This is a genomic window from Kitasatospora sp. NPDC047058 (genome assembly GCF_040643935.1).
GTDB lineage: Bacteria > Actinomycetota > Actinomycetes > Streptomycetales > Streptomycetaceae > Kitasatospora.
In genome coordinates this window covers 15,923-28,223 of record NZ_JBEYVJ010000080.1, presented here as the reverse complement: position 1 = coordinate 28,223, position 12,301 = coordinate 15,923, and the positions used below count along the sequence as shown (strand labels likewise).

Annotated in this window: 9 protein-coding genes and 1 pseudogene; 8 read left to right on the top strand and 2 right to left on the bottom strand. The window is 74.4% G+C overall.

The window, feature by feature from the left end; all coding sequences use genetic code 11:
• On the top strand, positions 1–1,871 hold a 1,871-nt coding region (locus tag ABZ885_RS15370; RefSeq protein ID WP_360187876.1), incomplete at its 5' end, for a hypothetical protein.
• A gap of 84 nt (positions 1,872–1,955) precedes the next feature.
• A complete protein-coding gene (locus ABZ885_RS15365) occupies positions 1,956–4,004 on the top strand; it encodes a cellulase family glycosylhydrolase (RefSeq protein WP_360187875.1) in 2,049 nt (682 codons plus the stop codon).
• 67 nt (positions 4,005–4,071) lie between these two features.
• Here ABZ885_RS15365 and ABZ885_RS15360 read toward each other — a convergent pair whose 3' ends face one another.
• Positions 4,072–5,064, bottom strand: coding sequence for a DJ-1/PfpI family protein (locus ABZ885_RS15360; RefSeq protein WP_360187873.1), 993 nt, complete (start codon positions 5,062–5,064; stop codon positions 4,072–4,074).
• Positions 5,065–5,323: 259 nt separating this feature from the next.
• Here ABZ885_RS15360 and ABZ885_RS15355 point away from each other — a divergent pair, with 259 nt between their 5' ends.
• The 4 genes and pseudogenes from ABZ885_RS15355 to ABZ885_RS15340 all read left to right on the top strand — a co-directional run bounded on the left by ABZ885_RS15355 (position 5,324) and on the right by ABZ885_RS15340 (position 9,273).
• The gene (locus ABZ885_RS15355; RefSeq protein WP_360187872.1) at positions 5,324–5,914 is read left to right on the top strand and encodes an isochorismatase family protein; all 591 of its coding nucleotides are present in this window, start codon (positions 5,324–5,326) and stop codon (positions 5,912–5,914) included.
• Positions 5,915–6,400: 486 nt separating this feature from the next.
• Positions 6,401–7,459 (top strand): annotated as a pseudogene (locus tag ABZ885_RS15350) (family 2 encapsulin nanocompartment cargo protein terpene cyclase); the annotation flags it as partial.
• 19 nt (positions 7,460–7,478) lie between these two features.
• The gene (locus ABZ885_RS15345) at positions 7,479–8,357 is read left to right on the top strand and encodes a geranyl diphosphate 2-C-methyltransferase (RefSeq protein WP_360187870.1); all 879 of its coding nucleotides are present in this window, start codon (positions 7,479–7,481) and stop codon (positions 8,355–8,357) included.
• Positions 8,358–8,562: 205 nt separating this feature from the next.
• A complete protein-coding gene (locus tag ABZ885_RS15340) occupies positions 8,563–9,273 on the top strand; it encodes a DUF4232 domain-containing protein (RefSeq protein ID WP_360187869.1) in 711 nt (236 codons plus the stop codon).
• An 84-nt stretch (positions 9,274–9,357) separates the two neighbouring features.
• Here the strand turns inward: ABZ885_RS15340 and ABZ885_RS15335 are convergent, their stop codons facing one another.
• Entirely contained in the window at positions 9,358–11,058 is a 1,701-nt protein-coding gene (locus ABZ885_RS15335; RefSeq protein ID WP_360187868.1) for a histidine decarboxylase, read from the bottom strand.
• Positions 11,059–11,240: 182 nt separating this feature from the next.
• On the opposite strand from ABZ885_RS15335, the gene ABZ885_RS15330 reads away from it, so the two are divergent.
• Together ABZ885_RS15330 and ABZ885_RS15325 are read left to right on the top strand one after the other, a co-directional pair.
• Positions 11,241–11,732, top strand: a complete 492-nt coding sequence (locus ABZ885_RS15330) for an Lrp/AsnC family transcriptional regulator (protein ID WP_360187866.1) — start codon at positions 11,241–11,243, stop codon at positions 11,730–11,732.
• 79 nt (positions 11,733–11,811) lie between these two features.
• Positions 11,812–12,261: a YbhB/YbcL family Raf kinase inhibitor-like protein gene (locus ABZ885_RS15325; RefSeq protein WP_360187864.1), complete on the top strand. Its 450-nt coding sequence runs from the start codon at positions 11,812–11,814 to the stop codon at positions 12,259–12,261.
• Positions 12,262–12,301: the final 40 nt, after the last annotated feature.

The following is a 12,301-nucleotide window of genomic DNA, read 5'->3' as shown; positions in this document are numbered from 1 at the left end:
GCGCCGGCCTGGACGCGGCCGGGTGCAGCTGCGCCGCCACGGGTGTGTGCCGGCACCTGATCGGGCTGGTCCTGGCCTACCAGCGGCTGCACCCGGCGGCCGGGCCGGCCGGGCCGGGCGCCCCGCCGGTGACCGTCTGGTCCCCGGGCGCGTTCGACGACGCGCAGCTGACGGCCGCGCTCGGCCGGACGGCCCTGGCCGCGGCGCGCCGCGCCTTCGACCGCGGCTACGCGGCGACCGTGCACCGCGCCGACGCCGCACAGCCCGTTCCCTGGGTGGAGCTGGCGGCCTGCACCGTGCGCTTCCCCGTCCCGCACGAGCTCGGCTACGCGCTGACCGACGCCGCCACGCCGCTGCGCGGCGAGACGATCGCGCTCGCCGTCTGGGCCTTCCGCACGGCCGACGCCGAGGCCGAGGCGGCGGCCGGGGCCGATGGTGCCCCCGACGGCGCCCGTACGACCGTGCAGGTCGCGGTCGGCGGCCCCGCGCCCGCCGGGCCGGACCGCAACGCCGCCCCCGGCACGAGCCGGGACGCCGCCCCCGACCCCCTGGCCGAGGCCGCGGCCCTCGCGGACGAGCTGCTGCTGGACGGCGTCGCGAACACCACCCCGGTGTTCGCCGCCCAGCTGGACCGCACGGGTGCGGCACTGTCCCGGGCCGCCCTGCACTGGCCGGCCGCCCTGCTCACCGAGCTGCGCGGGCAGGTCGACGCCTACGCGGCGCGCGACGCCCGGTACGAGGCGGCGCGGGCCGCCGCGCTGATCGCCGAACTGCACGCCCGCCGGCGGGCCGGCGCGGTCGACCGGCCGGGCGTGCTCGGCACCCGGGAGCCGGCCGACACCCCGCTGCGCCGGGTCCGGCTGGTCGCCCTCGGCTGCCGGATCTCCGGCCGGACGGCGGCGGACGGCTCGACGGAACGCTCGGCCGAGGTGTACCTCGCGCAGCCGGACGCCGGGATCGCCCTGGTGCTCCGCAAGCGCTGGGAACTGCCGGAGGGCCGACTCCCCACCGGTGCCGGGCTCGCGGCCCGGCGCCTGCTCGGCTCCCCGCTGCGGGCGCTGGCCGGCGCCAACATCGTCAGCGAGCACATCTCCCGCAGCGCCGGCCGGACGGTGACCATCGGCCGCGGTCGGGTGGCCGCCACGAGCATCACCCCGGTCGGCTCCGCCTGGGCCGACCTGCCCGCGCCGCTGCTGGTCCGCGATCTCACCGCGCAGCTGCGGGCCTGGGAGGACCGGCCGCCCCGGCTGGTCCGGCCCCGGGTGGAGGCCGACACGGCCCGGGTCCTGGCGGTCGCCGCCGTGGAGTCCGTCGGCTACGACGCGGGCCGGCAGCGGTTCGAGGCGGCCGTCCGCGACCCGACCGGCACGGCCGCGCTGGTCCGCGCCGAGCACGACCCGGTCTGCCCCGGCCGGTTGGACGCGCTGGCCGAGGCGCTCGACGGCGGGCGGGTCCGCTTCGTCAGCGGCCTGCTGCGCCGGGAGGGCGGTCACCCGGTGCTCGACCCGCTGGCCGTCCTCACCGCGGACGGGCTGGTCGTCCCCGACCTGGCGGCGGGCGACGGCACGGGCGCGCTCGCCCCGGCCGCGCCGCGCACCCCGGATCCCCTCATCCAGGCCCTGGAGGCGGGCCTCGCCGCCCTCGCCGAGGTCGCCCACACCGGCCTGCGCGGCCACCAGCACACGGCGCGCGACCGCCTCGCCGCGGCGGCCGGCGGGCTGCAGCGCACGGGCCTGCACAGCGGCGCGGCACTGGTGCGGGCGGTCGCGACGGCGCTGGTCAGCGGGCCCGCCCGGGCGGCGGTGGCGCCGTGGACGGAGGCGGCGATCCACCTGCTGGTCGCGCTGGAACTGCACCAGGAGGCGTCCTGACCGCGGCGCGACCGAGCCGAACCGGCGGGCGGCGCAGGCGGATCGGGGTCTCCCGGCGGAGCTGATGGTGTGCCAGGATCCCGGATGACCGTGTACATGCGGGCCGGCGCCCGGCGGGGGGCGGCCGGCGCCCACCACCCTCACCAGTTCGGGACCACCATGAGAAGACTCGCACTCCGCGTGCTGTCCGCGGCAACGGCCCTGTCGGCCCTGCTCGTCCTGCCCTCCGGGACCGCCACCGCGGCCTCCGGGACCGCCGCCGGAGCAGCCGCCGGCACGACCGCCTCCGCACCGGCCGCCGCCCCCGTACCGCTCACCGGCGCCCAGCTGGCCGCCTCGTGGACGGGGCCGCTGAGCACCCGCGGGCGCTACATCGTCGACGCGGCCGACAACCGGTTCAAGCTCAAGTCGGGCAACTGGGCCGGCGCCCAGGGCACCTGGCAGGGCAGCGGCACCACCACGGACCCGGCGAACAACCAGGCCGGCCAGGTCTCCTACAACCTGCCGCTCGGGCTCGACCGGGCCCCGCTCCCCGAGATCCTGGCCGGCTTCCACAGCCTCGGCCTGAACAGCGTCCGGCTTCCGTTCGCGGACGCGATGGTGCACGACACCTCGGTCGTCCCGGACGCCGCCGTCGCCGCCAACCCGCAGCTGCGGGGCAGCACCCCGCTCCAGGTCTACGACGCCGTGGTGGCGGCCCTGACCGCCGACGGGTTCGCCGTGATCCTGAACAACCACACCACCACCTACCGCTTCTGCTGCGGCCTGGACGGCAACGAGCGCTGGAACAGCAGCCAGTCCACCGCACAGTGGGAGGACGACTGGCTGTTCATGGCGAACCGGTACCGCGCGAACAAGCGCGTGGTCGGCGCCGACCTGCGCAACGAGGTCCGCCGCGACGTCTGGGACGACCCCAACTGGGGCATGGGCGACAGCCACGACGAGTACGCCGCCTTCGAGGAGGCGGGCAACCGGATCCTGCAGACCGCGCCCGACCTGCTGATCGTCATGGAGGGCATCAACTGGCAGGGCATCCCGCTGGCCGGCCTGTACCACGGCCGCCCGCAGCTCAAGCCGGTCGCCACGCTCTCGCACACCCTGATCGACTCCGGCAAGCTGGTCTACTCGGCGCACTTCTACGGGTACACCGGCCCGGCCAACACCGGCGCCGGCAGCGGGCCGGGCGCCACCGGCGACCCCCGCTACCAGGACTTCACGCCCGAGCAACTGGCCGCGGTGGTGGACGAGGAGGCGCTCTTCGTCACCCGGACCGGGCAGCACTTCACCGCCCCGGTCTGGATCAGCGAGTTCGGCGCGGGCGGCCGGGGCTCGACCGACGCCAAGGAACACGCCTGGTTCGACCGCTTCACCGCGATCCTGGCCGCCCGCGACACCGACTTCGCCGTCTGGCCACTGGTCGGCTGGCACAACGACGGTGTTCCGCAGGACAGTTGGGCGCTGCTCCACTACGACTCCAACGGCCGCCGGCTGAGCATCGAGGACCAGGGCGACTGGCGCGCCGACGCCTGGAACCGGCTGGTCGCCGCCCCCTCGTACACCGGCCAGGTCCCCGTCGCGCCGCGCTGGAACGTGCTCGACCTGGACCACGCCGACCAGAACGTGTCCCGGCACATGCTGGCCCTGCCCGACTGGAGCAGCGGCAACCGCAAGGGCAACTGCCCGGACGGCCAACGGCTGGCCGGCCTGGGCCGCAGCGACAGCCGCGGCCTCTGCACCGACGCCGCCCAGCCCGCCACCGGACCGGGCGCCTGGGTCACCGTGACCGACGAGCGCTACGTCACCGGCGGCGACTGGGCCTCCGGCTACAACAAGCTCCAGTGCCCGGCCGGCCACTTCGCCGTCGGCTACAGCGTCCACGGCAACGCGATGGCCGCGCTGCTCTGCGCGCCCGCCGGCTCCCAGCTGCCCACGGCGAACCACGTCCTCTGGTTCGACCACGGCGACAACCGGCCCCCGGCCTCCCCCGACGCCGACTCCACGGCGAGCGACTGGGCCCCGGGCTACTACAAGGGCCAGTGCGCCTCCGGCGAGTACGTCGCGGGCGTGGCGATGACCTGGCGCTGGCTGCACGCGGGCGTCCCGGACGCCCTGCTCTGCCGCCCGCTCCGCTGAGCCGCCGGGGGGCGCCGGCCCCGGCCGGCCCCCCGGCGCGGACCGGGCTTCCGTACCGTCCCGCGGATCAGCCCGGGACGGTACGGAAGCGGAGGCGGTACTCCGTCGGCGTCGTGTCGAGCTGCCGGCGGAACGCCCGGACGAGGGTGTCCGTGGTGCCGAAGCCGCAGGCGGCGGCGATCCGGTCGAGCGTCAGATCGGTGGACTCCAGCTGGTGGCGCGCCCGTTCCACCCGGGCCGACTCGACGTAGACGCTCGGGGTCGTGCCCAGCTCGGCCTTGAAGATCCGGGTGAGCTGCCGCTCGCTCACGTGCGCGTGCGCGGCGAGGTCCGCGACGCCGAGGGGTCCGCCCAGGTTGCGCAGGATGTGGAGGCGCAGGTCCTCGATCCGCCGGGTGGTGGAGACGGGTTCGAGCGGCACGCTGAACTGGCTCTGCCCACCCGGGCGCTTGAGGTACATCACCAGCTGCCGGGCGACGCGCAGCGCGACGTCCTCGCCGAAGTCGTCCGCGACCAGGGCGAGGCTCAGATCGAGGCAGGCGCTGATTCCGGCGCCGGTCCACACGTCGCCCTCGCGGATGAAGATCGGGTCGGCGTCGACCTCGACCGCCGGGTGGTCGGCGGCGAGCTGCTGCGCGGTGGACCAGTGGGTGGTGGCGCGCTTGCCGTCGAGCAGTCCGGCGGCGGCGAGCAGGTGCGCGCCGACGCAGACGGAGGCGACCCGCCGGGCCCGCCCGGCCAGGCGCTTGACCCAGGCGACCACGCCGGGATCGGTGAGCGCGTGGATGCGGCGCCGGGCGTCGGTCTCCACCGAGCCGGGCACCAGCAGGGTGTCGATGCTCCCGGCGGCCGCCTCCGCGAAGGTGAGGTCGGGGAGGACGCGCACGCCGGCCGAGGTGGTGACCGGGTCCGTCCGCTCGGCGGCGAGCACGACGCGGTAGCCGGACGCGTCCTCGGTCTCACGCCGCACGAGGGAGAACACCTCGGGCGGACCGGTGACGTCGAGCAGGTCGACGCCCTCGAAGAGGACGACGACGACGAGTCGTTCCACGGTGCTCACGAGGCCCTCGCGTCTCCTGTTCCGGTTGTCCCCGGCCGTCCCCGGGTGTGCCCGGTTGTGCCCCGGGTGTGCCCGGTCGCCCCCAGCCGCCTTGGGATCCTGACGGGCCGTCCGTCCCGATGTCCGTTTCTGCATGTTAGTCGACATTGCCGACATGCAGCGCCCGGCCATAGCGTTCCGGAGGCGGCTCACCGCGGGACCGGGAACGGGCGCGGGAGCCGCCCGACGACCCCGACCCCGTACCGGAAGTGGGACTCCCATGCCTACGACGACCCTGCGCGAACTCAACGGCCTCGACGGGACGCCGGCCTCACTCGGCGCCGCGACGCTGATCCTGGTCGACTACCAGAACACCTACACCCGCGGCGTGATGGAGCTGGAGGGCTGGCAGGCCGCGCTCGACTCCGCGGCCGCCCTGCTGGCCCGGGCCCGGGCGGCGGGCACGAAGGTCGTCCACGTCGTCAACGACGGCGGCGAGGGCACCCCGTACGACATCCGGGCGGAGATCGGCCGGATCCACCCGAGCGTGGCGCCGGCCGAGGGCGAGCCGGTCGTGGCCAAGCGGACCCCGGACGCGTTCCACGGGACCGACCTGGACCGGCACGTCGACGCCGCCGGGCACCAGGACGTCATCGTCGCCGGGTTCATGACCCACATGTGCGTCACCTTCACCGCGGCGGGGGCCTTCCTGCGCGGCAACCGCCCCACCGTGGTCGCCGACGCCTGCGCGACGCGGCCGCTGCGGGCGGCGGGCACCGGGCTGCCGGCCGGCCAGGTCCACCAGGCCGCCCTCGCGACCGTCGCCGACCTGTACGGGGTCGTCGTGGCGAGCGGGGAATCCCTGCGCTGAGCCCGTCCGGCGGCCGGACCGACGGACGAACGGCTCCTCCGGCAACCGCACACCGAGCGAGCGCGGCCTCCCACCGAGGCCGCGCTCGCTCGCGTTCCACGACGGGACCGCCCGAAGCGGGGCCGTGCGAAGCGGGACTTGTGCGAAGCGGGACTGCGCGAAGCGGGCGGAACCGCCCGAAGCGGGGCCGGACCACCCGGAGCGGGATTTCCTGAACGCCGGTCAATTCAAACCCGGTATCACCGAACGTTCACTCTATCGGGTACAGAGATCGCTTCGAAGTGCGTCCGGGCGCACCGCCCCGCCTAACGTTGATCACCGGGCGACAAGGGGATCCGTGCCGAGATCCCTTTCGTGGCATACCGGATGACGATCCGTCATGACGATCACCAGTCCTTTCACAGAGGGAGGCTCTGCCATGTCCGTGGACACCCGACCGGAGAACCACATGGACACCTCGGCGGTACGGCCATGAGCCGTCGAGCCCTGGACCGGATCATCAGTGGCCCCAGCGGCCTGGGGACGGCAGGGCTGCGGCTGGGCCGGCGCGAGGGCGCGCCGAAGCCCGGCGACCCCATCCCCGGCCTGTACTTCCACCCGATCGCCGAGCCCGATCCCGTGCGCTCGGCCGAGGTCGGGGACCGGATCAAGGCCTGGGCGGTGGAGGAGGTCGAGCTCTACCCGCCCGAGTGGGAGGACCAGTTCGACGGTTTCTCGACCGGCCGCTACATGGTCGCCTGCCACCCCGACGCCCCGTCCACCGACCACCTGATGCTCGCCGCACGGCTGATGGCGGCCGAGAACGCGGTCGACGACTGCTACTGCGAGGACCACGGCGGCTCGCCCGTCGGTCTCGGCGGGCGCCTGCTGCTGGCCCACACCGCACTGGACCCGCTGCACACCACCCCGGAGTACCGGCCGGCCTGGGAGGAGTCGCTCCACGCGGACGCCCCCCGGCGGGCCTACCGCTCCGCGATGGAGTACTTCGTCGACGCGGCCACGCCGTCCCAGGCGGACCGGTTCCGGCACGACATGGCCCGCCTGCACCTCGGCTACCTCGCCGAGGCCGCCTGGGCCGAGACCGACCACGTCCCCGCGGTGTGGGAGTACCTGGCGATGCGCCAGTTCAACAACTTCCGCCCCTGCCCGACCATCACGGACACCGTCGGCGGCTACGAGCTGCCCGCGGACCTGCACGCCCTCCCGGCCATGCAGCGCGTCATCTCGCTCGCCTCCAACGCGACGACCATCGTGAACGACCTGTACTCCTACATGAAGGAACTCGCCAGCCCCGGCCGGCACCTGAACCTGCCCGTGGTGATCGCCGAGCAGGAGGACCGCAACGACCGCGACGCCTACCTGAAGGCGGTCGAGGTCCACAACGACCTCATGCACGCCTTCGAGGCCGAGGCCGCCGCCCTGGCCGCGGCCTGCCCGGCCCCGACGCTGGTGCGCTTCCTGCGCGGCGTGGCCGCGTGGGTCGACGGCAACCACCACTGGCACCGGACCAACACCTACCGCTACAGCCTGCCCGATTTCTGGTAACCCGAGGAGCTGACCAGTCATGACCACTACCGACCTTTCCACCCCTTCCACCTCCGCCATCCCCGGCCCGGCAACCCCCTATCAGGACGACATCGCGCGCTACTGGGACGGCGAGGCCCGGCCGGTCAACCTGCGCCTCGGCGACGTGGACGGCCTCTACCACCACCACTACGGCATCGGTGACGTCGACCACGCCGCGGTGGGCGACCCGGACGACAGCGAGCGCGAGAAGAAGGTCGTCACCGAGCTGCACCGGCTGGAGTCCGCCCAGGCCGACCTGCTGCTGGACCACCTGGGCGCCATCCGGCCCGAGGACACCCTGGTCGACGCCGGCTGCGGCCGCGGCGGCTCCAGCGTGATGGCCCACCAGCGCTTCGGCTGCAAGGTCGAGGGCGTCACCCTGTCCGCCAAGCAGGCCGAGTTCGGCAACCGTCGGGCCAGGGAGCTCGGCATCGACGGCTCGGTCCGCGCACAGGTCTGCAACATGCTCGACATGCCGTTCGCGACCGGCTCGATCGCGGCCTCGTGGAACAACGAGTCCAGCATGTACGTCGACCTCCACGACCTCTTCGCCGAGCATTCCCGCGTGCTCTCCGTCGGCGGCCGGTACGTGACCATCACCGGCTGCTGGAACCCCGCCTACGGGCAGCCGTCGAAGTGGGTCTCCCAGATCAACGCGCACTTCGAGTGCAACATCCACTCCCGCCGGGAGTACCTGCGCGCCATGGCCGACAACCGGCTCGTGCCGCAGGCCGTCATCGACCTCACGCCCGCGACCCTGCCCTACTGGGAGCTGCGCGCCACCTCCTCCCTCGTCACGGGCATCGAGGAGGCGTTCATCTCCTCCTACAAGGACGGCTCGTTCCAGTACGTCCTGATCGCCGCCGACCGGGTCTGACCCGCTCCCCCGACCGGGCCGCAGCAGGCGCACCCCGCCGCCTGCTGCGGCCGGCCCGTTCCGTACGCCGCCGGGCCGGTTCGTCCCGGTCTCGTCACCGTCCTGTCACACCCGGCCGGCCGGGGAACCGGGGCGCGGACGCCGGTGTGTACCGGGGCAGGTGCCGACGTTGGGCCGGCACCTCTCCATCCTCTCGGGGGGCGCCATGCAGTCGACGCAGTACACGCAGAACGGGAAGAAGGCCCGCAGAGCCGCGGTCGCCGTGGTCGCGACCGCCACGGTCGCCCTGCTGGCCACGGCCTGCGGGCCGGGGAACGACGAGTCGGGGGCGACCGCGGCCCCGTCGGCGCCGGTGACCGCCTCGACCGTGCCGGGCGCCAAGCCGCCGGCCGCCACCACGCCCGCGGGCACCGCCAAGCCGAGCACGCCGCCCGCCGCCCCGGCCACCGGCAGCGCCGCCCCGGGCACCGCGGCGCCGGGCTGCACGGCGGGCGAGCTGAAGGCGGACGCGCACCGGGCGGCGAAGCGGCCCGAGGGCACCGGCACGGGTGCGGCGATCGTCGCCTTCACCAACAGCTCCGGACACCCGTGCACCCTGCAGGGCTTCCCGACGGTGGCCGGCGCGGCCAACGGCTCCCCGGACCACAACGCCCCGATGGCGGTGACCCACACCGGCTCCGCGACCCCGGTCCTGCTGGCGCCGGGCGGCAAGGCCTGGGTGAAGCTCACCTTCGTCCAGGTCCAGGGCGAGGCCGACGGCTACTGCGTCTCCGGGGCCACGCCGGTCACCTACCCCACCCTCGTGCTGGGCCTGCCGGGCGCGGGCGCCCACCAGGTCGCCCTGGACGACGGCCAGTTCGCCCAGTGCGACAACAAGGTGACCACCACGCCGCTGCTGGCGACCAGCCCGTCCTGACCGCCCGGCCCGTTCCGTCCCGGCCGGTTCCGCCCCGGCCGGTTCCGCCCCGGCCGGTTCCGTTCCGCCCGCCGGCCCCGCCCGTCAGGACTGCCGGGCGGGCCCGCCCAGGATGGCCGGGTCCTCGGCGAGTTCGGCCAGCAGGGCGTCCAGCTTGGTCCGGTCGACCGAGGGCATCACGAACACGTGCACGTAGCTGCGCCGGCTCGACTCGTCACCGGGGACCATCAGCACGTCCTGGGAGGAGAGCGACCACTTCGCCACCAGCTCCGGACCGGGCTTGCGGAAGCGCACGGTGACGGCGCCCGGTGTGCGGGCCGGCCACATCTCGACGCCCTTCTCCTCCTCGATCCCGCGCAGGCGGTCCTCCAGGTAGCCGGCCAGCTCCTGGGCGGTCCGGATCCGGTCCACCTGGTCCTGGTAGGAGTGCCGGGACAGGTGGTCCCAGATCACCAGCGGGGAGAACCCGTTGCGGGAGCCGGCGAAGGTGGTGTCCGGCGCGCCGGTGTAGTCCGGCTGCGACGGCGGCGAGATCTGGTACTTCACCTTCGTCATGTAGATGCCGCACGGCCACGGTGCACCGGCCCACTTGTGGCCGCTCATGGCGATCGAGGAGACCATGTCGACGTCGCCGTACTCCCGGGTGGGCAGCCGGAGCCCGAAGTCGAACTCGGGCAGCTCCGTCTCCGGGGTCCAGCCGTACGACGGGTCCTGCGAGGCCATCCGCAGGAAGGGCGCGTAGCCCGCGCCGAGGGCGCCGTCCACGTGGATCCAGAAGCCGCGCCGCACGTCGACCAGCGGCTCGCCGGTCTTCGGGTCGGTGCCGTAGACCACCTCGCGCCGGACCAGGCCGTGCCGCTCGAAGATCGGCAGCAGGCGCTCGCAGACCGCGCGGACGTCGTCGTGGGCGCCCTTGAAGGTGCTGCCGAGGTTGAGGTTCACGAAGACCGGGTGGCCGTGCGCGGCGAAGAACTCGACCAGCACCGCGAGCGCGTCGACGTCGACCGAGCCCGGGCCGTCCCAGGGGAGGCCGGAGGGGCCGGCGGCGGAGGGCACCTCGGTGGGCCACTCGCGGCGCCCGGTGACCGGGTCGGTGAGCGGGCACTCGTCCGGGTACAGCTCCAGGCCGACGGCGTGGAAGGTCTCCACGCCCAGCACCCGCACGGCCTTGGCGAAGGAGTAGTGGGTGTCCTCCGAGTAGAACGCGACCGGGCGGTGGGCGTTCGGGTTGTGCCGGTCGGGCGCGGCCTGGACGTACCGCAGGGCGTCGAACGGGGCGGTCGGCGGCTGGATCAGCGCCTTGCCGCTCAGGTAGTCGCGGGCGTTCCAGAGGGCGTACATGTTGCCCTCGGTCGAGCCCATGGACAGCATGTAGCCCCAGTAGGACTCGGGGTCCGCGGGGTCGTGCGGCCGCTCGGCGTGCCAGAGCTTCGCGTAGTAGTCGAGCACCGCGCGCTCGACGACCTTGGTGTTGGGCTTGTAGCCGCCGCTCTGGAACGGGTCGCCGAGGTTGTTGATGTTGTTCGGCATGAACCGGGCCAGGTCCAGCGCGCAGCCCTGCATGTCCTGGGTGGCCTGGTAGCCGACCAGGTGGTTGCGCTTGCGCGTCAGGTACTCGTCGACGTTGTCGAGGGCGCGCAGGCGCTGGGCGTCGTCCAGCCCGGCCGCGGGGAGCGCGAAGTCGCGGGCGTCCAGCTCCGGCCCGGGACCGGTGGCGGGCACCGCCTCGACGACGGACCCCGGGTGGGCGGTGGTCGCGGCGGCGAAGGTGGCGGTCGGGCTCATGGGCGCGGCACTCCGGGGTTGCTGGTCGGCCGGCCCGCGGGCGGGGAACGGCGGGAGGGGCGTTCGCCGCTCGCGGCCAGGATGGAACTTTTCGACACCGGGCGGAAGGTCTCCCGAAGATGATTCGGAAGATGATCACTTTGTCTTGCGAATCAACGGAACCGGCTGGAATCCTGGGCGGTATGCCGAACAATCCGCAGGCCCGCCGTGCGCCCGTCGACGACGTGGACCGCGCGATCATCCGCGCCCTCGCGGACAACGCCCGGATGCCCAACAACGCCCTCGCCGAGACGGTGGGCATCGCCCCGTCGACCTGCCTGGCCCGGGTGCGGGCCCTGCAGGAGCGCGGGGTGATCCGCGGCTTCCGGGCGGAGGTCGACCCCGCCGCGATCGGGCTGCCGCTGCAGGCGATGATCTCGGTCCGGCTCCGGGCGCACACCCGCGAGCAGAACGAGAGCTTCCGGTCCACCGCCCCCGACCTGCCCGGCGTCCTGGCGGTGTTCCACATGGCCGGGTCCGACGACTACCTGCTCCACGTCGGCGTGGCCGGCCCCGAGGGCCTGCGCGACTTCGTGGTGGACCACCTCACCACGCACCCGGCGGTGGCCCAGACCCGGACCAACCTGATCTTCGAGCAGATACCGGGCCGCCGGTACCTCGCACCCGAGTGGTGACGGCGCCGCGGTCGGCCGGGCGGGTGACGGGCCGGCGGGAGCCGTGGTGTCCGGGGCCGTTACGGGTACGGCGGTGCGCATGACCGGAATCACGCTCACGAGCACGGCCTTCGCCCACCACGCCGCCATCCCCCGCCGCCACAGCATGGAGGGCGACAACGTCTCGCCCCCGCTGAGCTGGTCGGGGGTGCCGGACGGCGCGGCGGAGCTGGTGCTGCTCTGCGAGGACCCCGACGCGCCCGGTGGCGCCTTCCTGCACTGGCTGGTCACCGGCATCGACCCGGCCAGCTCCGGCGTGCCGGAGGGCGCGGAGCCACCGGGCGGGCACCAGTGGCCCAACGGCTTCGGCCGGGTCGGCTGGGGCGGCCCGATGCCGCCGCCCGGCCGTCCGCACCACTACGTCTTCCGCCTGTCCGCCCTATCCGGGCCACTCCCCCTGCACGGCCGCCCGGACGCCGGGGCGGTGCACCGGGCGTTGAAGGACCCGGAGCTGGCCGCCGGCAAGCTCACCGGCACCTACCAGCGCTGACCCGGGCACACGGCCCGGCCCCGGGGGGAGAGCCCCCCGG